Genomic DNA, 25914 nt, shown 5'->3' with positions numbered 1-25914 from the left:
AACAGTTAGACGCCGCGACCCTGCAACTGCTCCTCCTCGCTCATCTCCTCGTTGGCCTGGCCTTTCATGCCGCGGCCGATGCCTTTGGCGATGTCGCGCAGACGCTCGGGGTCGTCGTAGTTGTTGACCGCCTCGACGATGGCCTCGCCCATCGCCGTCGGGTCCTCGGCGCCGAAGATACCAGAGCCGACGAAGATGCCGTCACAGCCGAGTTGCATCATCAGCGCGGCGTCCGCGGGAGTGGCGATGCCGCCGGCCGCGAAGTTGACGACCGGCAAGCGGCCCATCTCGGCGGTCTCGTGGACGAGTTCGCGTGGCGCCTCGTTGTTCCGGGCCCACTCGTCGCGCTCCTCGTAGTTCATGCCCGACAGTTTCCGGATGGAGCGTTTGATGGTGCGCTGGTGGGTCACCGCCTGGTTCACGTCGCCGGTGCCGGCCTCGCCTTTCGTGCGAATCATCGCCGCACCCTCGTCGATGCGCCGGAGCGCCTCGCCCAGATTGCGGGCCCCGCAGACGAACGGTGCGGTGAACTCCCGCTTGTCGATGTGGTAGCGCTCGTCGGCGGTCGTCAGCACCTCCGACTCGTCTATCATGTCGGCGCCCGTCGCCTCCAGTATCTGTGCCTCGGCGGTGTGACCGATGCGGCACTTCCCCATCACGGGAATCGAGACCTCGTCGAGTATCTCCTCGAGCGCCCCGGGGTCGGCCATCCGAGCGACGCCGCCGCGCTTGCGGATGTCCGCGGGAACGGCCTCCAGCGACATGACCGCGACCGCGCCCGCGTCCTCGGCGATGCGGGCCTGCTCGCGGGTGACCACGTCCATGATGACGCCACCCTTCTGCATCTTGGCGAACCCGCGCTTCACCAGGTCCGTCCCCCGGCGAAGCGTTTCGAGGTCGGTCTCTGACATGGGCCGACGTTGGGAGCGGCCACACTTAACCCGTGTCGTTCCGGCGCGGGAGGCCGGTCCGGCGCGTTTTTGTCGGGGGGTGCCCTGTCACCCCACATGTCGACTCGCGTCGGGGACCGACTGAACGCGCTCGCGAGCAGGTACGCGCCCGGCGGCGACGAGGACGTGCCCGACGCCGCCGACCTGCCGTGGTACGTCGCACCCCTCCCCGACTGGCTGGAGGAGTTCGGCCTCCGACTGGCGTGGGTGGTCGTGCTCGTCAACCTCGCGGGGACGGCGTTCGGCTTCTACTACTACGGGTTCCAGTTCTCCATCACCGACCCCGTGATGTGGCCGTTCGTCCCGGACTCGCCGCTGGCCACCCTGTTCATCGCGGGGTCGCTCGCGCTGTGGAAACTCGACCGGCACTCGGAGGTGGTGGCCGCGCTCGCGTTCTTCGGGTGCATCAAACTCGGCGCGTGGACGCCGTTCGTCCTCCTCGTGGTCGAGGGACAGGGCGACACGGGCTGGGCGATGTACCAGTTCCTCGTGTGGAGCCACCTCGCGATGGTCGTGCAGGCGTTTCTCCTCCAGCGGTACGCCGACTTCCGCGTCGGCGCCGTCGCCGTCGCGCTCGCGTGGTACGCCGCCAACGACGTGGTCGACTACTTCGTCCCCGTCGTCGGCGAGCCACACCACACGGTGCTGGAGGCAGAACTCGTGAACGGGGCGTTCGACCACACGCTCGCGGCCCACGACACCGCCGCCGCAGGGGCCGTCGTGCTCACGATGGCCTGCACGTTCCTCGCGCTGGCGACGCGGGCGTGGAAACTGAAGCGGGCGGCGTGAGAAACAGAGCGGCCGCGGGCGTTACCGGACGATGACGACCGCGTTGTCCGTCTCGACGAACTCGCCGTCGCCCGAGTAGGTCCGCTGTTCCTCGAGGTCGAACATCTCGGCGTCGAGCGCCTCCCCCGCGACGTGGAGTTGGCCGTCACGGACCTCGTAGTCGCCCTGCGCGATGGCGCCCTCGATGTCGCCGACCTTGTTCCCGTACTCGGGACCGACCAGCGAGTAGTCGAGGTCGACGCCCGTCACCTGCGTCGAAATGTCGGGCGCCTCGTCGAGCCGTTCGAGCCGGCCGACGTGCATCGCGCCCGCGATGGCGTCCTCGAACCCCGCGACGGGGCCGTAGACGGCCACCTCCTCGAGGTCGGCGTTGAGCGCCAGCCCCGCGTCGGTCTTGTAACCCCGGAGCGCGCCGATGACCTCGAGTGCGGTCTCGCCGGCCTCGCGGTCCGCCTCGTAGCCCGACGGCTCCGGCCAGTCGGCGCGGTGGACGCTCCCGCCGTCGTACATCGCGTCCCACAGTTCCTCGGTGACGTGCGGGAGGAACGGCGCGAACAGCTTCAGGAACCGCCCGTGGGCCGTCCGGAGCGCGTACGCCGTCGACTGGCTGTCCTGCTGTTTGGCGATCTCGAGGTAGTCGTCGCAGAACGTGTGCCAGAAGAACGACCGCAACTGGTCGCGGGCCTTGGCGAACTCGTAGGCCTCGAAGTGGTCGGTGACCTCTCGCGTGAGGTCGTCGAGCGCGGCCAGTAGCCACTCGTCTATCTCGTCCAGCTCGGCGGGCTCGTCGGGCCGCTCGGGCGCGAGCGAGCGGACGAGCTTCGAGGCGTTCCAGAGCTTCTGGAGCAGTTTCTCGCCGGTGACGAGGTCGTTCTCCTTGAACGGGAAGTCGTCGCCGACCGCGGTGCCCGCGGCCCAGTACCGGGTCGCGTCGACGGGGTACTCCTCGAGAACCGCCTGCGGCTCGACGACGTTCCCCTTCGATTTCGACATCTTCTCGCGGTTCTCGTCGAGGACGTGCCCGTTTATCATCACCGAGTCGAACGGGACCTCTCCGGTGTGCTCGTAGCACTTGACGACGGTGTGGAACAGCCAGAAACTGATGATATCGTGGCCCTGCGGCCGCAGGTCGAACGGGTACAGCTCCGGCATCTCCATCTCGAAGGCGTCGCCCTCCCAGTCCCAGCCGGCGTTGACGAGCGGCGTCAGACTGGAGGTGGCCCACGTGTCGAACACGTCCTCCTCGGGGACGAACTCGTCGTGGCCGCAGTCGGGGCAGGCGTCGACCGGCGGGTCGTCCGAGAGGGGGTCGACCGGTAGCTCTTCCTTCGGGGCGATGATCGGCTCGTCACACTCCGCGCAGTACCACACCGGGAACGGGATGCCGGAGTCGCGCTGGCGGGAGATGCACCAGTCCCACTCCAGCCCCTCGACCCAGTGTTTGTACCGGGTGAACATCTTCTCGGGGTACCAGTCCATCTGCCGGCCCGCCTCCAGATACTCCTCCTTGCGGTCGAGCAGTTCGACGTACCACTGGTCGGTGACGCGGAACTCGATGTCCGTCTCACAGCGCTCGTGGACCTGCACCGTGTGGGTGATGGGGTCGCGGCCCTCGAGGTGGCCCGCCGACTCGAGGTCCTCGACGATGGCCTCGCGGGCCTCGTGGGTGGACAGGCCGGCGTACTCGCCCGCGAGCTCCGTCATCGTCGCGGACTCGTCGATGGCGACGCGCAGGTCGAGGTCGTGGGCCTGGTACCACTCGATGTCCGTCTGGTCGCCGAAGGTACAGCACATGACGACGCCGGTGCCCTTCTCCATGTCGACGCGCTCGTCCTCGTAGATGGGCACCTCTTGCCCGAACAGTGGGACCCGTGCGGTGTGTCCGGGGAGGTCGTCCGTGCGGTCGTCGTCCGGGTGGACGAACATGGCGACGCAGGCCGGCAGGAGTTCCGGTCGCGTCGTCGAGATGGTGACGCCCTCGCGGCTCGGGTGGTCCACGAGTTCGAAGGTGATGTCGTTGTACGCGGCGTCGCGCTCGGCGTCCTCGGTTTCGACCTGCGAAATCGCGGTCTCGCAGTCCGGACACCAGATGGCCGGCGCGCGCTCGCGGTACTCCCGGCCCTGCTCGTAGAGGTCGACGAAGGAGAGCTGTGAGACCCGCTGGACCCGCGGCTCGATGGTCTTGTAGGTGTTGTCCCAGTCGATGGACACCGCGAGCGACTGCATCTCGTCGGTGAACTTCGCCTCGTACTCCCGGCAGACCTCTCGGCACTTCTCCTGGAATTCCCGGCGCTCGAACTCCTGGTGGCGGATGCCGAGTTCCCGCTCCGTCAGGCGTTCGGAGGCGATGCCGTTGTCGTCGTAGCCGAACGGGAAGAACACGTCCTCCCGTGCCATCCGGTGGTAGCGGGCGGCGAAATCCTGCAGGGTGTGGCCGTACAGGTGGCCCATGTGGAGGCTCCCGGAGACGGTCGGCGGTGGGGTGTCGATGCTGTATACCGTGTTGGGGTCCTCGGCCTCGCCGCGGTAGGCGTACGTCTCCTCGTCGAGCCATCGCTGCTGCCACTTCGGCTCGACCTCGGTCGGGTCGTACGCCCCCTCGAGGTCCGATGCCCCTTCGGGGTGGTCCTGACTGCTCATACGTGTGCGTGTCGCGTCCGTCGCTTAGGCTGTTCGGAAACGGTGCGTCGTCGTCGGAGAAGAGTGTGTGGCCCCTACAGGGGGCCTACTACGACGCGGACGGACGCCTCACCGGCGAACAAGGCGATGGTGGGCGTCTGCATACACGGGAGAAGCCACGTCGAAGCCTTAGGCGTTTCGTCGGCGTGTGGGCGAGTCCCGCGAGCGGTTCCGCGGTGCTCTCTCAGTCCTCGAACTCGTCGCTGGTGTGCGAGCGCACCCACAGTTCGCCGATGCGCGAGAGCCGCGTCCGGTAGGATTTCCCGTGTTCCTCCTGCTCGATGTACCCCTTCCCGCCCGGTCCCAGTCTGTCGACGTTGTAGATGACCTTCGAGCGGAACGAGTCGGTGTACTCCTCGCCCAACTCGCGGGCGAGCGTCTGGGCCAACTCCGAGACGGATTCGAACTCGCCGTGGTCGCCCAGCGTGAACAGGATGAGTTCCTCGAACGGCTTCACGTTCGAGAACGAGGCGACCGGGAGTTCGACGATGTGGGAGTCCCCCAACTGCTTTGCGCCGATGGTCGTCCCGCGCTCGCCGAACTCCGCGAGCAACTGATTGGCGGAGTCGAGGCGGTCGCGCACCCGCTCGTCGTCGACTCCCTCCGCGAGCAGGTCCTCGAGTAGCTCGGTCTGTGCCCGGAGTTCCTCGGCGAGTTCGGTCTCGAGATACTTCTCGGGGGCGGTGTAGTAGGTGTGGATGCGGTCGCGGTCCTCCTCGCGCTCGACGGCGATGGAGTGGGCGGCGGTGGCGAACGCGAACGAGACGGTCCGGGGCATCGAGGAGATGTTCACCCACACCTCGTTCCCCTCGTCGAGTTCGGCGTTGATGAGGTCGAACGCCTGCTCGAAGGCGGCGTCGTAGTCGTACACGTCGCCGACCGAGAGGCGGTCGGTCGCCGCGCCCAGCAGGTTCTGGAAGTCCTGTTCGAGTTTCGCGCCGAGGTTGCGCGAGTACTCGACGTTCGCCTCGCTACCCACCGCACCCTCCAGCAGGACGACCCGGTCGACCGACAGCCGGTCCCGGACCAGCGGCGCGATGAGCCGGTCGTAGTCGAACCCGACCGGCACGATGTGCGTCTGCATACGTGGGACGGTGGGCCGACGGTTATAAAAACCATCAGCCTCGCCGACCGGTCACCCGAGGTCCGCGCGCTCGAACCGCCAGTAGCCGGCCGCGAGCGGGACGGCCGCCCACGCGACCAGCGCCGCGAGGCCGAACACCTGGACCTCGACGGCGCCGAAGTAGCCGATAGTGGGGTCCCCGAGGCTGGCGGCGAACTCGCGGGTCATCTCGAAGTTCCGCATCGGGTTGAGCCGCTGGGCGTACAGATACCAGTCGGGCCACGTCGCCGGGTCTATCGGGTCGATGGCGGCGGTCGATGGACGCCCGGTGGCCACCAGCGCGGCGGCCCCCAGGCCGAACGTCTGCCAGAGCGTGAACGGGCCGAAGAAGAGGAACAGGCCGAGCATCACGGCGATGGCCTGTAACCGCGAGGAGACGGCCGCCGAGACGCCGACGGTGATGGCGGTCCAGACGGCGCCGTAGGCGACGACGTAGGCGGTGACCGCGACGAACAGCGCGACCGGGAGCGTCCCGTAGGTGGCGACGACGACGCCACCGAGCGCCAGCATCCCCACCGCGAGGACGACACCGACGAGGGCGACCCGGCCGAGCAGTTTGCCGGCGATGAACTCACCGCGCGTGACCGGGTGACCGAACAGGGTGCGGATGCTCCCCGACTCGCGCTCGCCGACGACCGACCGGTAGGCGGCGATCATCGCCACCGGCGCGACGAAGTTCTGGAACACGCCCGGGAGCCACTCGACGGCGTCGGCCGGCCCGGAGATGAACGACGACCCGACCGTACCGGCGAAACTCGGCACCGTCACGACGAGCAGGACCGCCGTCAGTCCCCACATCAGTTTCGAACGGGCGGCGTCCGCGAGGTCCTTGCGCGCCAGCGCGACGACGGGCGAGGTCACGCGTCCACCCCCGGAGCGTCGCCGTCGGTGTACGCCACGAACAGGTCCTCGAGGTCCGTCTCCTCGACGTCGATGTCGGTGACCGAAGCGCCCCTCTGCTCGACGGTGGAGATGACCTGCGCCTTCATCTCCGGGGCCGAACAGCCGACCCGGAGCGTATCGTCCGTCGCCGTCACCCGTTCGACGCCGCCGAGCGCACGGAGTTCGTCGGTGTCGGGCGCCGAGTCGACGTCGAGGACGAGTGTCGTCGATGCACCCGTCGCCTCTCGCAGGCCCTCGACGGTGTCGACGGCGACGAGACCCCCCCGGTTCAGGATGCCGACGCGGTCACAGACCGCCTCCACCTGGTCGAGGACGTGACTGGAGAAGAACACGGTCGTACCGCGTCGCGTCTCCTCGTTGATGATGCGGCGGAGCAACTGGACGCCGTTGGGGTCGAGGCCGCTCGACGGTTCGTCGAGGACGAGCAACTCCGGGTCCCCGGCGAGCGCCATCGCCAGCGCGAGGCGCTGGCGCATCCCCGTCGAGAACCCGCCGACCGAACGGTCGGCGTCGTCGGCCAGACCCACCCGCTCCAGCAGGGCGTCGGGGTCGTCGTCGCTCCCTTCGATGTCGGCGACGAACGCGACGTGCCGGCGGGCCGAGAGGCGGTCGTAGAGGTCGTACCCCTCCGGGAGGATGCCGACCTTGCGGCGAACGGCCCGGGTGTCAGCCCGTGGGTCGTGGCCCAGCACCTCGACGTCGCCCGCCGTCGGCCGCGTAAAGTCCAGCAGGAGGTCGATGGTGGTCGACTTCCCCGCGCCGTTGGGGCCCAGGAAGCCGAACGCCTCCCCCGACTCGACGACGAGGTCGAGGTCCCGGACGGCGGTCACGTCGCCGAACGTCTTGGTCAGTTGGTCAGTTCGTATCGCTTTCACGAATCGAACAACAGGAGACCGGCGCTAATAGATAGCGGAGGCACAAACCGTCGCTTGAGTGATTCGGTGTCACGTCCCCCGGAACGGAGGGCGTCAGTCGGCCTCGATGCCCTCGAAGTAGACCGAACTGTCCTCGCCGAACGACGGCGAGGTGACGGCGCTGACCCCGACCGTGAGCAGGAGACCCAGCACCATCCCAACGACGGCGGCGGGCCACCCGTAGAACGTGCCCGGGACCTGCCCGAGGAACACGGTGGCGAGGTAGAACAACTGCGTCACCCCGATGCCCGCGTACATCCCCCACTTCGTCGTCCGAGGCCAGTAGAGCGCGACCATCACCGGGAGCGCCAGTTGCGCGAACCCGCCGAACGCGGTGTTGCCTATCTGGACCAGCGTCCGCTCGGCGAACAGCGACGCGACGAACGAGAGGGTGGCGAACGCCGCGACCCCGACACGGGCGACGATGTCCTCGCGGCTGGCATCGGAGACGAGCGGCCGGTAGAGGTCACGGGTGAGGTACGACGACCCGGAGAGTAGCATCGAGTCCGACGAGGACATCATCGCCGCGAGCGCGCCCGCGATGACCAGCGCCGCGAACCACGTCGGCGTGAACTGCCGCAGGAGCACCGGGAGGACGCTCGACCCCTCCGGGACAGCGACGCCGAGCCCCTGTGCCCACGCCCCGAGCAGGAAGGCAGGAACGAACAGGAGGAGCACGAGCACGGGCCACAGCGAGAACGTGCGCTTGAGCACCTGCTTCGACTCGGCGGCGAAGAACCGCTGATTTATCTGCGGGAACATCGTGACGCCGAACGCGATGTAGACGGCGGTGCCGAGAACGAACTGCATCGAGTAGGCGCCACCGCCCAGCGCGAGATACTCGGGGTTGGATTCAGCGAGCGCCGCCGTCGCCGCGTCGACGCCGCCGACCGCGGAGACTATCCACGCGAACGCCGCCCAGACGAGCGCGAGCATGAACACGCCCTGGAGGGTGTCGGTCCACGCGACGCCGCGCATCCCGCTGACGACGACGTAGGCTATCATGAACAGCGTGATGCCGCCGGCGCCGACCCACAGCGGTACCGCGCCGTCCGTGAGTCCCACGAGTGCCAGCCCCGCGCCCTTCTGCTGGAGCATCACGTACGGGAACAGCCAGAACAGCGAGACGACGGCGACGAGCACGCGCAGGCCGATGGAGCCGAACCGGTCGCCCAGCATCTCGCCGAGCGTGACGTACCCCCGGGCCTTCCCGACGAGCCACTGCTTGTAGCCGATGACGTACCACAGCAACGCGAACAGCACGCCGTCCATCAGCCCCATCACCAGTATCCACTCGGGGCCCAGTCGGTAGGCGGTGTCGGGGCCGCCGAAGAACGTGTACGCCGAAAGGAGGGTCGCGAAGGTCGTGAACAGGAGGACGACAGTGCCGAGCGTCCGGCCGGCCAGATAGTAGTCCTCGGCGGTTCGCTCGGCGACCCGGTAGGCCACGAGGCCCACCGCGAGCGCGGCCACGAGGTACGCGCCGACGATGCCCAACTGGAGCGCGACGCTCACGGCTCCACCCCGGCGCCGTTCGCTCGATTCGAGGCCTCCCTGCGGTCGGCCTCGCGGCTCGCGGGTCGTCGCTCCGCGCCTCCCCGCTCGCTCGTTCCGAGGCGCTCGGCTACGCCTCGCGGCTCGCGGCTCACGGCTCCACCTCGTCGCCGCTCGCCCGGTTCGAAGCATCACTCGGCTCGATGCCCAGCCCCCACGCGCGCTTGCCGAACGCGTAGAACGTCACCGCGGCGACGCCCATCCACCCGATGTGCCACCAGAGCCACACCGGGAGACCGAACGCCACCGCCGACGAGCGCCAGAGGAACCACGGGACCGACAGCGCGGCGACCGTCAGCAACACCGCCGCCCACAGGAACGTCTCGACCCGGGAGGCCCGGGCGCCTTCAGTCGGTACAGCGTCTGCGTCTGCCATGTCTGTAGCCGTGTTGCCACCGAATGAACGTAAACATTGCTTTCGTACCAACAGTAGCATCTATCGAAGAAGAAAGTTCTTCAGACGCGGCAGGTCAGTACACCCGGGTGCCGTCGGGCACCTCCCGTTCGGTCGTGAGATGGACGACGCCCTCGCCGTCCGCGGGACTCCGCCCGGAGCTGTCGACGCCGGTGACGAGACACTGGGATTCGAAGCCGGCGATGTTCACGGTGCCGAGGTTGACGACGGCGACCACCTGCACACCGAGCAGGTCGTCGTGGTCGTAGTGGTCGGTCAGTCCGGCGGCCGACTGGAGCCGGCGGTCGCCGAAGTCGACTTCGAGTTTGTACACGTCCTTGCGTGCTTCGGGGAAGTCGTCGACGGAGACGACGGTTCCGACGCGCATCTCCACGTCCTCCAGGAACTCCGCGGGGTCGATGTCGGGTTCGTCGAAGCCCATGCCTGGTGGGGGACCGGGGACGCCGAAAAGCTACCGTCGGCTTGCGTCAGTCGGTAGGCTTTACCGCTCGTAACGATTAGCCTGGAGCGGTCCATGGGGCCGCTCATGGCATCACTATCACCATTCACCGCCCCTCGCGGGGCAGTTCACCAATGCAAGACACGGCCAAATACCTCATCCACGCCGACATCACCGCCGACGGGGTGGTCGAACGGTCCGACGTGGTCGGGGCCGTCTTCGGGCAGACCGAGGGGTTGCTCGGGGACGACCTCGACCTGCGGGACCTGCAGGACTCCTCGAAGGTGGGCCGCATCGACGTGGATATCGACTCGCGACACGGACAGTCGTTCGGCGAAATCACCATCGCCACCTCGCTGGACAAGGTGGAGACGGCCATCCTCGCGGCCGCCCTCGAGACCATCGACCGGGTCGGCCCCTGCGGGGCGACCATCGACGTCGACGCCATCGAGGACGTCCGCGCGGCCAAGCGCCGCGAGGTGGTCGACCGCGCGAAGGAACTGCTGACGCAGGCGTACGACGAGTCGGTCATGTCCAGCGAGGAGCTCGTCGAGGAGGTGCGCCAGTCGGTCCGCGTCGAGGACGTCACCGAGTACGAGGGCTACCCGGCCGGCCCCCGCGTGACCGACTCCGACGCCATCATCGTCGTCGAGGGCCGGGCCGACGTGCTCCAACTGTTGAAGTACGGCATCAAGACGGCAGTCGCCGTCGAGGGGACCAACGTGCCGGACGCAGTCGCCGAGTTGACCCGCGACCGGACGGCGACGGCGTTCCTGGACGGCGACCGCGGCGGCGACCTCATTCTCGAAGAACTGTCGCAGGTCGGCGAGGTCGACTACGTCGCGTTCGCGCCGCCGGACCGCTCGGTCGAGGACCTCGACCGCCACGAGGTGATGGCCGCGCTCCGCGACAAGGTGCCGTACGAGGCAGTCGTCAACGCCGAGACCCCCCGAGAGGCGCTGGCCGCGACCGACGGGAGCGCGACCCCCGCACCGGCGGAGTCGACCCCGCGACGCTCGACCGCACCGGAGCCGACGACACCGGACGCACCCGAGAGCCCGACCGGGGACGGCCCAGTCGAGAGCGGACAGCCCGATGCCGACGCGGGCGACGCCGAGGGGAGCGGCGACGAGCAGGGGGACGCGGCCGAGGTGGCCGACCCCGAACCCGAGACTCTGCGGGGCCACGTCGCCGCCGTCATCGAGGAGCCGACCGGGCGGGTCCGCCTGCTCTCCGAGTCGTTCGAGACCATCGAGGAGGGCGACGCCGACGCGGCGTTCGAGCTACTTCGGGACGCGGACCCGGTGCCGAGCGCCGTCGTGCTCGACGGGTCGGTGAGTCAGCGCCTCCTCGACGTGGCCGCCCAGCGCGGCGTGGACCAGGTCGTCGCCGCCGACACCGAGGAGTTCGTGAAACAGCCCACCAGCGTCCGCGTCCGGACGGCCGACGCGCTACGCGAGGTCGTCGACTAACAGGACGCCGTCGTCGGCACCCGCGTCCCGCTCGAACTCCCCCGGGAGCGTCGCGGCCTCGCGGAACCCCCGTGCCCGGTAGAACGCCAGTGCGGCGTCGGCGTCCGCGCGTGCGGTGACCCGGAGTTCGTCGTAGCCGTCCGCCCGCTCGCGGACCGCCTCGACGAGCGCCGACCCCCACCCCTGTCGGCGGGCCTCGGGCGAGACCACCAGTTCCGCGAGGTAGACGACGCTCGGGTCGGCCTCCGGGTCGCCGGGCACCGCCAGCGCGTAGCCGACGACGCCGTCGTCGACGGCGACGAGCAGGTCGCCGACGCCGGCGAACGCGGCGTCGAGCAGGTCGGGAGCAGGCGCATCGAGATGAGACTGCAACGCCTCGACTGCGGCTTGGTCGGCGGGCCTGGCCGCCCGAATCATACGAGCAGGGCGAACAGCGTACAGCCGACGGCCCCGCCGAGCGTCGCCAGCAGGTTCACGGCCTGGTTGCCGAGCATCCCGCCCTCGACGGTGGCGCCGAGCACGCTGTCGACGGTCATGCCGACGAACCCGCCGCCGACGATGGCCAGCGTCGGGAGCGGGCCGAGGTCGAAGAACACCGCGGCGATGCCCGCGATGACGCCCGCGCCGACGAGCCCAGCGAGTTCGCCCTGCCAGGTCACCGCGCCGTCGGTGCCGGGCTCGACCCGCTCGAAGGTGGTGACGAGCCGCGGGTCGTCGAACAGGCCGCCGAACTCCGATGAGAGGGTGTCCGCGAGGGCAGTGGCGACCGCGCCCGCGAACGCGAACCGCGCGAGTTCGGGCGCGACGCCGACGGTGTCGCTGGCGGCGAACGCGAGGACGGCCGCGAGCGCCGCCGCGGAGTTGGCGAGCACGTTGCCCGACCCGCGGGCGCCCTCGTTGTCCTCGGCGATGCCACGTTCGCGCTTCTCCTCGTAGCGGAACTTCGAGGAGAGGCCGCCGACGCCGAAGAACGTCAACAGGAGCGCGAACCAGCCGTACCCCCCGAGCACGACCGCCAGGAGCGCCAGCAGGACGCCGGTCAGCATCCCGGGGACGGAGGCGGTGCCGAGCGAGTAGGCGAGATAGCCGAGCAGGACGGTGACCAGCAGGCCGACCAGCAGTCGCTGTGGCGGCACCGCCACGTCGAGGCCGACGAACAGCCACAGCAAAAGCGCCACCGACACCATCACCAGCGGGTCGTCGCGCTGGAGCAGCATCGACCGCAACAGTGCGGCCGCGATGGCGCCCGCGGCCGCGAGGAACGCCAGCGCCGCGAGCACGGTCGGCCACGCGACGTTCGCCCCGAGGCCGGTCGCCGACACGACGTGGTCGTAGAGGCGGAGGCCCCCGCCGGTCGCGCCGGCGAGGAGGGCCAGCCCCTCCCCGAACAGACCTGCGAGGAACCCGCCGACTGCGAACGCACTCGTCGTGACGAACGTGTCGGCGGAGACACGCTTCGACAGTTCGGCGGCGAGGTTGCCGCCGGTCAGCACGAACACCGTACCGACGTAGACGTACGACGGCAACCCGAACCGGGACGCGAGGATGGCGAGGCCGGCGGCCGCCAGCGCGAACCCGGCGAGGCTGAACAGCCGCCCCTCCTCGTAATCGCCGGGGCTGGCGAACAGCTCGAACGCGCGGCTGTCGCGGTCGACGACGAACAGACCGAGCCCGGCGACGACCGCGAACGGGACGGCCGACAGCACCGCCGCCGTCCGGGGTGTGGGGCGCCCGCCGAGCGCAGGGACCACCAGCGCGAGCGCCCCCACGACGGCGAACAGCCCCGCCCGCCCGAGGTTGCCGTTCACGCTCCGTCGTTCCCCCGTCGAACACTTAAGTACCAACCTTTCAGGCGACCCGCCGGCGGCGACCGGGAGGCTTACGCCCCGGGGCCGGTACGTCCGCCCGTGGGACTGTACGACCGGTATCTCGCCGCCCGCATCCGCCTGTCGGACGCCGAGCGGCCCGAACGGGTCGCGCTCGTCATCACCGAGCGGGACCTGCTGGAACCCGGCGCGTACGACACGCTCGCCGCCTTCCTCCGGTGGGCGTTCGACTACGGCGCCGAGCACGTGCTCGTCTCGGTGTCGGTGCTGGACGCCGACGCCGTGCCGACGCTGACGGGTGCGTTCGCCGAACTCGACTTCCCCCGCGAGGTCGCCGTCCGCGGCCCCGACGACGACGAACCGGCGGACGCGCCGGTGCAGGTGTCCATCGGTCTCGGGGGGAAAGCGGAGTTCGCCACCGCCGTCCGCGGCATCGCGGAGGCCGTCGACCGCGGCGAGTTGGACCCCGACGACATCGACGAGTCACACATCGAGGACCGGCTCGTGTTCCAGACGCCGCCGGACCTCGTCATCAAGACGGGGGCCGAGCGCCTCTCGGACTTCATGATATGGCAGTCCGTCTACTCGGAACTGTACTTCACGGACGTGAACTGGCGGGACTTCCGCAAGCGGGACTACCTGCGCGCGCTCCGGGAGTACCAGGAGCGCCAGCGTCGGTTCGGGCGGTGAGCGTAACGGCTCACCAACGGCTCACCCGTCGATTCCACCCTCGCCGAGCAGGACGCCGCCGAAGCCGGCGGTCCAGACGAGCAGGGGGTAGACGACCCACCGCTCGATGCCGCCGAGCCCGATGGCGATGAGCGGGTGGGCGTCGCCGAGGAGGATGACGGAGACGAGCATCGTCAGCGAGACGGCGCCGAACGCCGCGGCGACGTAGCGGAACGGCGTCTCGACGGCGCGGGCCGACGCCAGCGCGGCGAGCCCGCCGGTGGTGAACGTCAGGAGCGCGAAGATGCCGTGCATCGGCGCCTCGCTCCCGTCGAACACGCCGACGCCGAAGACGCCGAGCCCGAACAGGCCGAGCGTCACCGTGAGCGAACGGTCGCCGAGCGCGCGGTGGACGAACGCCGTCGCCGCGAGCAGACCCGCGCCGGACAGCAGCATCGTCGTGTTGAACACCGTCGCGGCGGGCTCGACGATGACGCTGTTGGGGGGCCGCGACGCCCCGAGATCGCTTATCTCCCGGACGACGTTGTAGCCGGGATACAACGCCTCCGCGGTGATGATGCCGAGGATGGCGACGGCGCTCACGAAAAGCAGGAGGACGCCCGCGGCGTGGCGAGCGGGAACGCCGAACAGGAGGTCGGTGGGCGTGGCCGTCGAGGCGACCACGTCGTCGGAGTGAGACTGTGGCTCCATACTCGTACGGACGCACCGCAGTAGTATCGTCCCGGGCGGTGAGTCTCAGCCGGTGGGACCCGGACCCCCGCGTCAGTCCGCCGTCTCCAGTTCCTCGTCGAGTTCCCCGTCGGGGAGCGACCCGCGGAACTGTCCGAGCACGCGCTTCGCCTCGGTCAACTCGCGGTCGGTGACCGACCGGACCAGCGCCAGCGCCCGCTCCGCGCGGGTGCGGCGCCACGACTCCTGGCGCGACTCGTAGGTGCGGATGGCCCGCAGGAAGTCGACGCGCCGGAACTCCGGCCAGTAGGGCGTACAGAAGAACGCGGCGGCCTCGTTGCCGTTGGCGTGCCACGGCAGGAAGTTGGAGGTGCGCTCCTCGCCGCCCGGCCGGATGATGAGGTCCACGTCCCGGGCCGGCTTGTCGTACAGCCGGCTCTCCAGTTCGGCGGCGTCGATGTCGGCGGGGTCGAGGTCACCGGCGGCCACGTCGCGGGCCACGTCGCGGGCGACGCCCAGCAGTTCGGCGCGGCCGCCGTACGCGAGCGCGACGTTCAGATGCAGGTCGTCGTAGCCGCGGGTGCGCTCGTCGGCGTAGTCGACGGCGTCGCGCACGCGCTCGGGCAGGCGGTCGAGTTCGCCGATGGCGCGGATGCGGACGCGGTTCTCGTGGACCTCCTCGCGGTCGGCGAACGCCCGGAGCTTCTCCTCGATGAGGTCGAACAGCTCCTCGCGTTCGTGCTCGGGGCGCTCGAAGTTCTCCGTCGAGAACGTGTACAGCGTGAGTTCCTCCACGCCGAGGTCGCGGCACCACCGGAGCATCGACTCGGTGGTCTCGGCGCCGGCGTGGTGGCCCTGCGTCCGCTCTTTCCCTTGCGACTCGGCGTACCGCCGGTTGCCGTCCTGGATGACGGCGACGTGTGTCGGTGCGCCGTCGAGTTCCCGCTCGAGGAGCCGCTCGTACGCCCGGACGGCGACGCGCCGGAGCCGACTGCTCATCACCGGCAACGTCGGCACCGCTACCTATCAGTCTTGTGACCCCGATGGGCGACGGGCTTTTAACCGAGAACATCGTCACTCGCTATCGCAATGGCAACCGGTACGGTCGACTTCTTCAACGACGACGGCGGCTACGGCTTCATCGAGACCGACGAATCCGACGAGGACGTGTTCTTCCATATGGAGGACATCGGCGGCCCGGACCTCGAAGAGGGCCAGGAGGTCGAGTTCGAAATCGTGCAGGCCGACAAGGGCCCGCGCGCGAAGAACGTCACGCGCCTGTAGGAGCGCCCACGGCACCGGCGAGCGAACGCGGCGGCGCGACTACTGCGGCGCCGGCACCACCCGGTCAGCGACGGCTATCGCCACCGATTTGTGCGCCGACCGGGTAGCGACGGCGATGACCGACGCCGTCGACGACGACCTCTACGCGCGGACCCGGGCGCTGCTGGAACCCGGCGACATCGCACTCAACGGCTGTATCGTGCGTACCGACCTCAGCGGCGACGAGGAGCCGACGCTCCATCAAGCGACGCTGGACGTGGGCGACGTCATCGCGGAGGCGGCGGGGGTCGACCCCGCGGACACGTACGTCTACTCCGGCAACGACGACCCCGACTTCGGCGTGAACCAGCACCAGGGCCGCACCCTCGACGACGACGCGTTCGTCTGGGAGTGCCAGCAACTGCTCCGTGAGGGCACCTACGACGTGGTGTTCTACTACGAGGCCGACGCCGACCAGGCCGCCGTCGTCGAGGGCGTCGAGACGCTGGGGTTCGACGCTGTCGGCGTCGAGGGCGACCACTGAGTCGGGACGCCGCGTCCGAGGCGCTTATCCCGGGGTAGCCCCGAACCCCGGTATGGCACGCGGGGACGTCGACTACGAGTTCGACCGGGTCGACCGCGCTATCGTCAACGCCTTCCAGGGGGGGTTCCCGGTCGTCGAGCGACCGTTCGAGCCGGCGGCCGCCGCGCTCCGCGAGCGGGGCGTCGACGTGACGGCCGACGACCTGCTGGCGCGCGTCCGGGAGATGGACGAGACGGGCGCGATTTCGCGGTTCGGCGCCTTAGTCAACGCCGAGGAGATCGGCGGGGCGGCGACGCTGGTGGCGATGCACGCCCCGCCCGACCGGTTCGAGGAGGTGACCGAGCAGGTCAACGAGTTCCGCGAGGTGGCACACAACTACGAGCGCGAGCACCCCCACCTCAACATGTGGTTCGTCGTCTCGGTGGCCGACGCGGACGACGTCGAGCGCGTCCTGTCCGACATCGAGGCCGAAACCGGCCAGGAGACGTACAACCTCCCGAAACAGCGGGAGTTCCACGTCGGCGCGAAGTTCCTGCTCGACGGCCCCGTCCCGGAGGGCGACGTGGACCTGTCGGGGCTCGGCCCGGCGGTGACGCCGACCGACCGCGACCACCTCACGCCCGACGAGCGCGACCTCGTCCTCGAGATCCAGGGCGGTCTGCCCGTCACCGAGACGCCGTACGCGGACGTGGCCGACGCCGTCGGCAAGCCCGTCGAGTGGGTACTGGAGACGATACGCCGGTTCGACGCCGAAGGGAAGGTCCGGCGCGTGGGGCTGATTCCGAACCACTACGCGCTCGGCTACACGGAGAACGGGATGACCGTCTGGGACGTCCCCGACCAGGTCATCGAGGAGGTGGGGCCGGCGGTGGCGTCCCTGGAGTTCGTCACGCACTGCTACCAGCGGCCCCGTCACGACGGCGTGTGGCCGTACAACTTCTTCGCGATGACCCACGGCCGCTCGGAGGCGGAGAGCGACGCGCGGGTCCGGGAGGTGCGCGAGGTGATGGCCGACCACTGGGACGTGGGCGACGCCGACTGGGACACGCTGTTCTCGACGCGCATCCTGAAGAAGACGGGCATCCGACTGGACGAGCGCGCCGAGGCGAACACGGACGAGGTGTGAGATGGTGCTGATAGAGAGAGCGGCACGCCGTCGACGACCGTCGACGACGCCCCGGAAGCCCTCGCACGCTCGGTTGTCCGACTCCCTGCGCGCCTCGCCCTTCCAGTCCGCCAGGGACCGCCCACGGGCCTCCCCAGCCGACTCGCTCCCGCCGGTCGCTCGTCCCTCGCACGCCCGCTGGCTCGCGCCGGGACGCTCGCCAGTGCGCGCCTACCCCCGTTCTGGAGGTGTCGCGGCGTGATACCCCTGTTCCACGACCTCTCGAGCGAGACCGTCCTCGTGTTCGGCGGGGGGCGGGTCGGCGCACGGAAGGCCCGGCGGTTCGCCCGCGAGGCCGAGGTGGTGGTCGTCTCGCCCGCCTTCGTCGACGCCGACTTCGGCGGCGCCGAGCGGGTTCGGGCGGCTCCAGACCCCGGCGACGTGGCCGGGTGGCTCGACCGGACTGCCCCGGCGCTGGTGGTGGCCGCGACCGACGACGCGGCGCTGAACGCCCGCGTCGAGAGCGAGGCCCGGGAACGGGGTCTGCTCGTCAACCGGACCGACACCCACGGCGACCGCGACCCCGGAAGCGTCGTCGTCCCCGCGACGGTGCGCGACGGCGACGTGGTGGTCGCGGTCTCGACTGGCGGCGCCTCGCCCGCGCTGGCGAAACACCTCCGCGAGCGCATCGAGGCCGACATCGAGCACGCGGGCGCGATGGCCGAACTGACGGCCGACGTGCGCGAACGGCTCCAGGCTCGGGACGTACCGCCCGACGACAGGCGGGCCGCGGTGCGTGCCGTCGTCGAAAGTCGCCGTGTTTGGAAGCTTTTAGGTACGGCAAGGTCTAAGGCACGACGAATAGCAGACGACGCCGTGATGGACGTCGTCGGTGACGACTCGTGACAGGTGCCACCATCGTTTCGGGGGTCAGCGTCTCGCACACCGGGGGGTCCGTCGAGGACATCGAGCGTGCGAGCACGACCGACGAGGCGACGGCCGTCGAACGGTTGCTCGCCGAACCCGGCGTCGACGAGGCGTTCGTCCTCCAGACGTGCAACCGCGCGGAGGCGTACGTCGTCACCGCCGAGGAGGCAGGCGCCGACGCCGCGCTCGACGGCTACGTCGCGGACGTGCGCCCCGAGGCCGTCACCGACCTCGACCACGAAGGGTCGCTCCGGCATCTGATGCGTGTCGCCGCCGGCCTCGAATCGCTCGTCGTCGGCGAGGACCAGATTCTCGGGCAGGTCCGGACCGCCTACGAGACGGCCCGCGAGGCCGGCGCGGTCGGCCCGACGCTCGACGACGCGCTCCTGAAGGCGCTCCACGTCGGCGAGCGCGCCCGCTCGGAGACGGCCATCAACGAGGGGGTCGTCTCGCTGGGGTCGGCCGCAGTCCGGCTTGCGGCCGCCGAACGCCCGCTGGGCGACGCGACGGGGCTCGTCGTCGGCGCCGGCGAGATGGGGACGCTCGCGGCGAAAGCCCTGGCGGGCGCCGTCGACCGTCTCCTCGTCGCCAACCGGACGCTAGAGCGTGCCGAGCACGTCGCGGCCAGCCTCGACGCCGACGCGACCGCCCTCGCGCTCGACGCGCTCCCGGAGGCGCTCGACGCCGCCGAGGTGGTCGTCGCCGCGACGGACGCGCCCGGCCACGTCATCGACGCCGGGACCCTCGAACGGTCGGGTGAGACGTTCGTCGTCGACCTCGCACAGCCGCGGGACGTCGCCCCGGTCGACGCCGGGAACGTCGACGTGCGCGACCTCGACGACCTCCAGTCGATGACCGACGAGACGCTCTCTCAGCGGCGCGAGGCCGCTACCGAGGTCGAAGCGATGATAGACGAGGAGTTCGACCATCTGATGAGCCAGTACAAGCGCAAGCGCGCCGACCAGGTCATCGCCGCGATGTACGAGGGCGCCGAGCGCGTGAAGGCGAAGGAGCTCCGGACCGCCATCTCGAAACTGGAGTCGGAGGGCGAGTTGACCGACGAACAGCGCGCCGTCGTCGAGTCGATGGCCGACGCGCTGGTCTCGCAGTTGCTCGCGGCGCCGACCCGGAGTCTGCGTGACGCCGCCGAGGAGGACGACTGGTCGACCATCCACACCGCCCTCCGGCTGTTCGACCCCTCGACGGGCGGGCCGCCGGGCGACCTGTTCGCCGACACGTTCCCCGACGACCTGCCCGAGGAGATGAAAGGCGAGATGCCCGCGGCGATGCTGGAGCAGATGGCCGGCGACGACGACTGACCCCGGCGGGCCGGCGGTACGTTCTTCTCGCGTCGTGGCGAGGGACCCCCCATGTCCGAGGACGACGCCCGGTACTTCGAGGACCTGACCGTCGGCTCCGAGCACGACTGCGGGAGCGTCACCGTCGAGAAAGAGGAGATGCTGGAGTTCGCCGAACGGTACGACCCCCAGCCGTTCCACGTCGACGAGGACGCCGCGAAGGAGACGATGTTCGGCGACCTCATCGCCAGCGGCTGGCTGACGTGTGCGCTGTCGGCGCGACTGCTCGTGACCGGCTACATGAACGACAACGCCACGCTCGGCGGCAACGGGATGGACGAGGTGCGCTGGCACCAGCCGGTGTACGCGGGCGACGAACTCTCCGTACACGTCGAGTTGGTCGACAAGCACCCCGGCGACAACCCCGCGTTCGGCCACACGACCGTCGAGGTGACGACGACGAACCAGCACGGCGAGACGGTGCTGTCGATGTACGGCCTCGGACTGGTGAAGAAGCGCGGCGACTGACCGACGGCTTTTCGACCCGCCGGGGCGGAGTCGCCGGCGATGGACTGGCCGCCCGCGACGGACGACAGGCTCCGCGAGTGGGCCCGCCGATACGCCCGGACCGTCGACGTGGACGCCGCGCTCGACGCCGTCTCCTGGGAGGTGTCGGCCCGCGCGAAACGGCGGGCCGGCGCCTGCATCCACGACCCGGAGACGGGCGCGGTGACGATACGGCTGGCCGCGCGGGCCGCGGAGCGGTTCTCCCGCGAGGCGTTCGAGGCCGTCGTCCGCCACGAGTTGATACACGCCTGGGAGTACCAGCAGTTCGGCGAGGCGGGCCACGGTCGCCGCTTCCGGAAACAGGCCGACCGGCTGAACGTCGAGACAACCTGCCCGACGTTCTCGGTGCCGCGGCTCCGGCTCTACTGTACGGCCGCCGGATGCGACTGGTCGGCGGAGCGCCACCGCGCCTCCGCGGTCGTCACCGACCCCGAGGACCGACGCTGTGGCGCCTGCGGCGCTCGCTACGAGGTGGAACACGTCGCATCCGGGGAGACGTGGCGCACGAGTGCCGGCTACCGGGGGGCGAGAGACAGAATCGAGGACTGGTAATCAGTCGGCCGAGTGGCGGTCCGCCCGCGAGGGCGGCGGAATCTGTTCCTCGCCCGCCGAGTCGGGCGATGCAGGCAGGACACAGCGCTGTGGCTCGTGGTTGACGTGCGCGTAGCTCCCGGGGTCGTTCGCCAGCGGGTGGGCGGGGTTCTCCCGGGAGTCGAGGCGTGCGGCCCGCAGTTCCTCGAAGCCGTGGAGCCGCGCGCGGATACCGCGCCAGTGGTAGTGAGTGCCTGGCGGCACCGTCGTCGGGTGGGGCGGCCGGGCGTCCGGGGCCTCGCTGGCGAGCCACGCGCGGTTGACGTTCGCCGCGAGGTCGTCGTGGTCGACGACGACGCCCACGCGGGCCGTCGGCGGCGCCCGCGCCGCGAGCACGTCGAGGCCGAGATGGAGCGCCCGGTACTCCGCGACGTTGTTGTCGGGCGCGGCGTCGGGCACCGACAGTCGGGTGACCGTCTCGCCGTCGCGCGTCTCGATGACGACCCCCAGTCCACCGGCTCCCGACTCGCGGAAGGAGCCGTCGGTGGCCACGTAGAAATCCCTGTGGTGGGTGCGTGGTGGATGCGCGATATGGGGGGTGGCGGCGTCGTCGAACAGGGCTCGCAGTTCCGGCCGGCCGTAGGCGGCCATACGAACGCTCGGACGCGCGGTAACTTAAACGTCCGGTCGTTCCGGGGGGCGCCCGCGCCAACCGCGCAAGGCATACGTGGCTCCCCCGCGAGCATCCGGACATGAAGGCGCGCGACATCATGACGCCCGACGTGGAGACGGTTTCACCCGACGACGACGTGAGCGAGGTGCTGACGCGGCTCGCGCGTGCCAAGTTCAACGGGTTCCCGGTCGTCGAGGACGGTCGGCTCGTCGGCATCGTCACGCAGGGCGACCTCGTCGACCTGTTCCAGCCGTCCGACCGCACGCTGTGGATTCCGGTCGGCTTCCCGCCGTTCCTGGAGTCGCTGACGTACGCCATCGACCTCTCGTGGGACGAATTCGACGTGGGGCTGGACCTGTTCCGCAACGCCGGCAAGCCCATCCGCGAGGTGATGACCGAGGACGTCGTCACCGTCGAGGCGGACGCCGACCTCGATGCGGTGCTCGACCTGCTGGCCGACGACGAGCGCGACATCAACCGCCTGCCCGTCCTCGACGGCGACGAGGTGGTCGGCATCATCGCCCGACAGGACCTGCTCGCCGCACTCGCCGCCGAGCGCGGTGCCTGATACGCGGGTCGAAACGTTCTACTTCGCGCCCGTCTCAGGTCCGCCGTGAGACACCGCAACCTTCTGCTGTTCCTGCTACTTGCGGCCGTCTGGGGGTCGGCGTTCGTCGCCATCAAGGCGGGGCTGGGGACGCCCGCCGACCCTGCGGGGTTCTTCGAGACGCCGGTCCTCTTTGCGGCGTTGCGCTACGACATCGCCGGGGTGGTGATGCTTGGGTACGCCGCCTACGCCACCGACCGCTGGCGACCCCGCGGCCGAACCGAGTGGGCGAGCGTGCTCGTCGCGGGCGCGCTGATGATAGCGGCCTACCACGCCTTCCTGTTCGTCGGCGAGACCGACCCGGCCGTGACGAGCGCCGTCGCCGCCATCGTCGTGTCGCTCTCCCCGGTCCTGACGGCGGGGTTCTCCCGGCTCTGGCTCCCCAGCGAGCGGCTGACGCCGCTGGGCGTCGCCGGCCTCCTGCTGGGTCTCGTGGGGGTCGGGCTCCTGACGAAACCCACGCCCGAGGACCTCGGCGTCAACCTCGGCGTCGTGCTCGTCTTTCTGGCGGCCACGGCGTTCGCGCTCGGCTCCGTGCTGAACCGCCGCATCGACGCCGACCTTCCCATCGAGACGCTTGAGGCGTGGGCGATGCTGACCGGCGCGGGGATGATGCACGCCGGGAGCGCCGCGGTCGGCGAGTCGGTCGCGGCGGCGTCGTTCACGCCCACCGCCCTCGCGGCGCTGGCGTATCTCGCGCTGGCGGCCAGCGCCGGCGGCTTCCTCGTCTACTTCGACCTGCTCGAACGGCTCGGCCCCATCGAGATAAACCTCGTCTCCTACGTCGCGCCCGTGTTCGCCGCGGTCACGGGCTTTCTCCTGCTCGGGGAGGTCGTCGACCTGTACGCGGTCGCGGGCTTCCTCGTCATTCTGGTCGGATTCGGTCTGCTGAAGCGCGACGCCATCCGCGCGGAACTGGCCGGCACCCACGCCCCCGCGGAGGGGGACTGACTTTACCCGCCCGCTCGCAGACCTGGGCATGCGCCGCCGCGTGGCCGTCGTCGTCGCGCTCCTGTTGCTCGTGGGATTCCTGCTGGCGGTCGGGCCCCGCGCCGTCGCGGCGGAACTGGCGGCCGCCGACCCCCGGCCGCTTGCCGTCGGCGCGGCCGGGAGCCTCGCCGCGCTACTCTCCTGGAGCGAGGCCCAGCGCCGCCTCCACCGGGCGGCTGGCGCCGCCGTGCACGCTCCCGTCTTCGCCCGCGGCTACCTCGTCGGCGTGTTCGGCAAGCAGGTGGTGCCCGGCGGCCAACTCGCGGGGCCGGCGGTTCTCGCGTACGCCCTCGGCCGGGAGACGCCGCTGGCCTACGAGGAGGACCTCGCCGCGGCGACGGTCGGTAAACTGCTCGGCACGCTCGCGGCCGTCGTGCCCGCCGTCGCCGGCCTCGCGGCCGTCGCCGTCCCGCCGCGGGTCGCCCGCCCAGCCGTCGCCGCACTCGTCGTCGCGGCCGCAGGCGTCGTCGGAGGAGCGACGGTCGTCGGTCTCCGGGCCGACGACGCCGCGGCCTTCCTCCGGCGGGCCGGCCATGCCCTCCACCGGACGGTCGGGCAGGTCTCGGCGCGCGTCGGGGCGTGCACCACACCGGAAACGGTCGCCGGCGTGGTCGAACGCGGCCGCCGAACGTTCGCCGTCGTGGGCGGCGACCGTCGCGCGCTCGCGTCGGCGTACCTCCTGACGGCCGCCGGCTGGACGCTGTACGCGGTGCCGCTGTGGGGAGCCGCCGCCGCTGTCGGCGTTCCCCTGTCGCTCGCGCTCGCGCTCGTGGCCGCGCCCGTCGCGTCGCTGGGCACCGCCGTCCCGCTCCCCTCGGGGGTGGGCGGCGTCGAACTGGTGCTTGGCTCGTTGCTCGTCGCGGTGACCGGTGCGGGGGTGGCGGCGGCCGCGGCGGTCGTGCTGTTGTTCCGCGTTCTCGTCGACGTCCTTCCGGCGGTGACCGGCGCACTGGCGGGGCTGACCCGGATAGACGGCCCCTAACGCATTTCAGTCGCCGCTGAGTCGACCCGGGCATGGGCAACGGGGACAGCGACACTGACCCTGTCGCGGCACACACGGATAGAGAGACGTACGAGGTAACGGGCTGGGAGCCGCGGACGGCGACGGACCGGGTCGCCGTCAGCCTCCACGGACTGTTGCGCCGCACCGCGGGCGCGGTGCTGGTGCTGGTCGCGGCGCTACTGCTCGTCGGGCAACTCAGCATCATCGGGTTCGCCATGTACCGGAACCCGACGGTCGGTCTGCTGACGGCGGTGTCGGTCCTGCCGGCCGTCGTGCTCGTCGGGGCCATCTGGTACGGCGATGCGACGATGCGAGAGCCGTGGACGACGCTGGCGGCGACGTTCGTGCTCGCGGTGCTGTTCGCCGCGTTCGCGGCGCTTGCCAACTCCGTGCTCGGCCCCGTCATCAAGGGGCTTGTCCCGGTCGTCGGGACGGCGCTGTACTTCTATCTCGTCGTCGCACCCATCGAGGAGACGGTGAAGTGGCTCTCCCCGCGGGTGTACGCGTTCAACACCGACTCGTTCGACGCCGTCGTCGACGGCGCGGTGTACGGGGCCGTCGCCGGCCTCGGGTTCGCAACCATCGAGAACGCGCTGTACATCACGCAGTCGGCCATCCAGCAGGGGAGCATCTCCGGGCCGGCGGCCATCGAGCGAGCGATACGGACGGCCGGCACCCGCGCGTTCGTCGGCCCCGGCCACGTCATCTGGTCGGCTATCTCGGGCTACTACCTCGGGCTGGCGAAGTTCGACAGCGAGAACGCCGGCCCCATCGTCGTGAAGGGGCTTCTGGTCGCGGCGCTGGCACACGCGACGTACAACACGGCCGTCTCCTACCTGCCGCGGGTCGGCATCGAGTTGACGGGACTGATGCTGCTCGTGTTCGTCGTCGTCTACGACGGCATCTTCGCCTACTATCTCTACCGGAAGATATCGAAGTACCGGGACGCCTACGAGGCGTCGGTGCCCGACGACGCGGCCACCTCAGACTAAGGAGGGCGACGCCTTCGCGTCTGCCAGCCGGTCGAACTGCGCGTCGGTGAGCGTCACCTCGGCGGCCCCGAGGTTCTCCTCGAGCTGGTCGACGGTCCGGGCACCGACGATAGGTGCGGTCACCTGTTCGTGGTGCATGAGCCACGCGAGGCTCACCTGTGCCGGCGTCGCCCCGACCTCGTCGGCCACCTCGCGGACGACCTCGAGCGCGTCGAAGTTCGCCCCCGTCAGATAGCGGTCGGCGAACGTCTCGTTCTCGGCGCCGCGGCTCCCCTCGGGCATCTCCTCGCGGTCGTACTTCCCGGTGAGGAACCCGCCTGCGAGCGGCGACCACGGACACATCCCGACGTCGTACTCGGCGCAGGCGTCGACGTAGTCGTACTCCACCTCGCGGGTGACCAGACTGTAGCGCGGCTGGGCGACCGTGAACGGCTCGTACCCCTCCTGGCGGGCGATTTCGTTCGCCTGCGCGATTCGCCAAGCGTTCGGCTCGAACGTCGACGCACCGAGGTGGTTCACCTTCCCGTCGCGGACCAGACCGTCGAGAGTGCGCATCAGTTCGCGGGCCGGCGTGTCGTCGTCCCAGCGGTGGACGTACAGCAGGTCGAGATACTCCGTGCCGAGGCGGTCGAGCATCAGGTCTATCTGGCGGCGGATATGCTTCCGGGAGAGCCCCTGCCCGTTGGGGTCGTCGTCCCGGGTGGGCCAGTACACCTTCGAGGCGAGCACGAACGACTCGCGGTCGCGGTCGGCCAGCCAGTCGCCGATCCACTGCTCGCTGAGGCCGTCGCCGTACACGTCGGCGGTGTCGATGAAGTTGCCGCCGGCGTCGGCGTACGCCGTCAGCAGGTCCTGTGCGCGTCGCTTGTCGACTTCGACGACGCCGTCGTCGGTCTCGCGGCCGAACCGCCACGTACCGAAACAGAGGTCGGTGACGAACGTGCCGGTGTTGCCGAGCGGGACGTGGTCCATACCACGCCTGCGGGCGGGG

28 protein-coding genes are annotated in these 25914 nt (G+C 70.2%); 14 read left to right on the top strand and 14 right to left on the bottom strand.

Translation table 11 applies throughout. The features are described from left to right. Window positions 1-5: 5 nt before the first annotated feature. On the bottom strand, window positions 6-911 hold the full coding sequence (gene pdxS, locus NL112_RS10535; RefSeq protein WP_255148793.1) for a pyridoxal 5'-phosphate synthase lyase subunit PdxS: 906 nt from the start codon (window positions 909-911) through the stop codon (window positions 6-8). Between the two features lie 96 nt (window positions 912-1007). Between pdxS and NL112_RS10530 the strand changes: the two genes are divergently transcribed. Then, window positions 1008-1739, top strand: a complete 732-nt coding sequence (locus NL112_RS10530; RefSeq protein ID WP_255148792.1) for a DUF1405 domain-containing protein — start codon at window positions 1008-1010, stop codon at window positions 1737-1739. Window positions 1740-1760: 21 nt separating this feature from the next. Here the strand turns inward: NL112_RS10530 and NL112_RS10525 are convergent, their stop codons facing one another. From NL112_RS10525 to NL112_RS10495, 7 genes are all read right to left on the bottom strand, one after another. Then, complete coding sequence (locus tag NL112_RS10525; protein WP_255148791.1) at window positions 1761-4379, bottom strand: valine--tRNA ligase; 2619 nt, start codon at window positions 4377-4379, stop codon at window positions 1761-1763. Between the two features lie 223 nt (window positions 4380-4602). Next, a complete protein-coding gene (locus NL112_RS10520; RefSeq protein ID WP_255148790.1) occupies window positions 4603-5502 on the bottom strand; it encodes an HFX_2341 family transcriptional regulator in 900 nt (299 codons plus the stop codon). 51 nt (window positions 5503-5553) lie between these two features. Then, the gene (locus NL112_RS10515; RefSeq protein WP_255148789.1) at window positions 5554-6402 is read right to left on the bottom strand and encodes an ABC transporter permease; all 849 of its coding nucleotides are present in this window, start codon (window positions 6400-6402) and stop codon (window positions 5554-5556) included. Then, window positions 6399-7319, bottom strand: coding sequence for an ABC transporter ATP-binding protein (locus tag NL112_RS10510; protein ID WP_255148788.1), 921 nt, complete (start codon window positions 7317-7319; stop codon window positions 6399-6401). The genes NL112_RS10515 and NL112_RS10510 overlap by 4 nt, the downstream gene beginning before the upstream one ends. 93 nt (window positions 7320-7412) lie before the next feature. Next, entirely contained in the window at window positions 7413-8873 is a 1461-nt protein-coding gene (locus NL112_RS10505) for a sodium:solute symporter family protein (protein WP_255148787.1), read from the bottom strand. 130 nt (window positions 8874-9003) lie between these two features. Next, complete coding sequence (locus tag NL112_RS10500) at window positions 9004-9288, bottom strand: DUF3311 domain-containing protein (RefSeq protein ID WP_255148786.1); 285 nt, start codon at window positions 9286-9288, stop codon at window positions 9004-9006. 94 nt (window positions 9289-9382) lie between these two features. Further along, entirely contained in the window at window positions 9383-9748 is a 366-nt protein-coding gene (locus NL112_RS10495; RefSeq protein ID WP_255148785.1) for a tRNA-binding protein, read from the bottom strand. 152 nt (window positions 9749-9900) lie between these two features. On the opposite strand from NL112_RS10495, the gene dnaG reads away from it, so the two are divergent. Then, on the top strand, window positions 9901-11238 hold the full coding sequence (gene dnaG / locus NL112_RS10490) for a DNA primase DnaG (protein ID WP_255148784.1): 1338 nt from the start codon (window positions 9901-9903) through the stop codon (window positions 11236-11238). On the opposite strand, the gene NL112_RS10485 is transcribed toward dnaG, so the two are convergent. Both NL112_RS10485 and NL112_RS10480 read right to left on the bottom strand, forming a co-directional pair. Next, window positions 11218-11655: a GNAT family N-acetyltransferase gene (locus NL112_RS10485; RefSeq protein WP_255148783.1), complete on the bottom strand. Its 438-nt coding sequence runs from the start codon at window positions 11653-11655 to the stop codon at window positions 11218-11220. The two genes, dnaG and NL112_RS10485, sit on opposite strands and share 21 nt — an antisense overlap. Further along, window positions 11652-13046, bottom strand: coding sequence for a DUF92 domain-containing protein (locus NL112_RS10480; RefSeq protein ID WP_255148782.1), 1395 nt, complete (start codon window positions 13044-13046; stop codon window positions 11652-11654). The genes NL112_RS10485 and NL112_RS10480 overlap by 4 nt, the downstream gene beginning before the upstream one ends. 99 nt (window positions 13047-13145) lie before the next feature. Here NL112_RS10480 and NL112_RS10475 point away from each other — a divergent pair, with 99 nt between their 5' ends. Beyond that, complete coding sequence (locus tag NL112_RS10475; RefSeq protein WP_255148781.1) at window positions 13146-13754, top strand: undecaprenyl diphosphate synthase family protein; 609 nt, start codon at window positions 13146-13148, stop codon at window positions 13752-13754. 21 nt (window positions 13755-13775) lie between these two features. Here the strand turns inward: NL112_RS10475 and NL112_RS10470 are convergent, their stop codons facing one another. Both NL112_RS10470 and uppS read right to left on the bottom strand, forming a co-directional pair. After that, window positions 13776-14444, bottom strand: coding sequence for a DUF998 domain-containing protein (locus NL112_RS10470; RefSeq protein WP_255148780.1), 669 nt, complete (start codon window positions 14442-14444; stop codon window positions 13776-13778). Between the two features lie 72 nt (window positions 14445-14516). Beyond that, window positions 14517-15422 carry a polyprenyl diphosphate synthase gene (gene uppS / locus NL112_RS10465; protein WP_255148779.1) on the bottom strand — a complete coding sequence of 302 codons (906 nt, stop codon included), beginning with the start codon at window positions 15420-15422 and terminating at the stop codon, window positions 14517-14519. Window positions 15423-15512: 90 nt separating this feature from the next. Between uppS and NL112_RS10460 the strand changes: the two genes are divergently transcribed. The 7 genes from NL112_RS10460 (at window position 15513) to NL112_RS10430 (ending at window position 20679) form a co-directional block, all read left to right on the top strand. Continuing rightward, complete coding sequence (locus tag NL112_RS10460; RefSeq protein WP_255148778.1) at window positions 15513-15707, top strand: cold-shock protein; 195 nt, start codon at window positions 15513-15515, stop codon at window positions 15705-15707. A gap of 115 nt (window positions 15708-15822) precedes the next feature. Next, window positions 15823-16230: a DUF5778 family protein gene (locus tag NL112_RS10455; RefSeq protein WP_255148777.1), complete on the top strand. Its 408-nt coding sequence runs from the start codon at window positions 15823-15825 to the stop codon at window positions 16228-16230. 52 nt (window positions 16231-16282) lie between these two features. After that, window positions 16283-17356, top strand: coding sequence for a siroheme decarboxylase subunit beta (gene ahbB / locus NL112_RS10450; RefSeq protein WP_255148776.1), 1074 nt, complete (start codon window positions 16283-16285; stop codon window positions 17354-17356). A gap of 237 nt (window positions 17357-17593) precedes the next feature. Beyond that, entirely contained in the window at window positions 17594-18241 is a 648-nt protein-coding gene (locus tag NL112_RS10445; RefSeq protein ID WP_255148775.1) for a precorrin-2 dehydrogenase/sirohydrochlorin ferrochelatase family protein, read from the top strand. Further along, on the top strand, window positions 18238-19581 hold the full coding sequence (gene hemA, locus NL112_RS10440) for a glutamyl-tRNA reductase (protein WP_255148774.1): 1344 nt from the start codon (window positions 18238-18240) through the stop codon (window positions 19579-19581). Before NL112_RS10445 ends, hemA begins: the two co-directional genes overlap by 4 nt. Window positions 19582-19632: 51 nt before the next feature. Continuing rightward, window positions 19633-20088, top strand: coding sequence for a MaoC family dehydratase (locus tag NL112_RS10435; protein ID WP_255148773.1), 456 nt, complete (start codon window positions 19633-19635; stop codon window positions 20086-20088). A gap of 39 nt (window positions 20089-20127) precedes the next feature. Then, window positions 20128-20679, top strand: coding sequence for a SprT-like domain-containing protein (locus tag NL112_RS10430; protein WP_255148772.1), 552 nt, complete (start codon window positions 20128-20130; stop codon window positions 20677-20679). Here NL112_RS10430 and NL112_RS10425 read toward each other — a convergent pair whose 3' ends face one another. Further along, the gene (locus tag NL112_RS10425; RefSeq protein WP_255148771.1) at window positions 20680-21309 is read right to left on the bottom strand and encodes a ribonuclease HI; all 630 of its coding nucleotides are present in this window, start codon (window positions 21307-21309) and stop codon (window positions 20680-20682) included. Between the two features lie 101 nt (window positions 21310-21410). Between NL112_RS10425 and NL112_RS10420 the strand changes: the two genes are divergently transcribed. From NL112_RS10420 to NL112_RS10405, 4 genes are read left to right on the top strand one after another with little or no spacing between them, the layout of a single operon-like run. Beyond that, complete coding sequence (locus NL112_RS10420) at window positions 21411-21899, top strand: CBS domain-containing protein (RefSeq protein WP_255148770.1); 489 nt, start codon at window positions 21411-21413, stop codon at window positions 21897-21899. 45 nt (window positions 21900-21944) lie between these two features. Next, on the top strand, window positions 21945-22889 hold the full coding sequence (locus tag NL112_RS10415; RefSeq protein ID WP_255148769.1) for a DMT family transporter: 945 nt from the start codon (window positions 21945-21947) through the stop codon (window positions 22887-22889). A gap of 28 nt (window positions 22890-22917) precedes the next feature. After that, on the top strand, window positions 22918-23910 hold the full coding sequence (locus tag NL112_RS10410) for a lysylphosphatidylglycerol synthase domain-containing protein (protein ID WP_255148768.1): 993 nt from the start codon (window positions 22918-22920) through the stop codon (window positions 23908-23910). Window positions 23911-23942: 32 nt separating this feature from the next. Beyond that, window positions 23943-24923: a PrsW family intramembrane metalloprotease gene (locus NL112_RS10405; protein WP_255148767.1), complete on the top strand. Its 981-nt coding sequence runs from the start codon at window positions 23943-23945 to the stop codon at window positions 24921-24923. Here NL112_RS10405 and NL112_RS10400 read toward each other — a convergent pair. Further along, window positions 24915-25895: an aldo/keto reductase gene (locus tag NL112_RS10400; protein WP_255148766.1), complete on the bottom strand. Its 981-nt coding sequence runs from the start codon at window positions 25893-25895 to the stop codon at window positions 24915-24917. The two genes, NL112_RS10405 and NL112_RS10400, sit on opposite strands and share 9 nt — an antisense overlap. Window positions 25896-25914 lie beyond the last annotated feature (19 nt).

This window comes from Halorarius halobius (genome assembly GCF_024298865.1).
Lineage (GTDB): Archaea > Halobacteriota > Halobacteria > Halobacteriales > Haloarculaceae > Halorarius > Halorarius halobius.
This window is presented reverse-complemented; position numbering and strand designations above follow the sequence as displayed.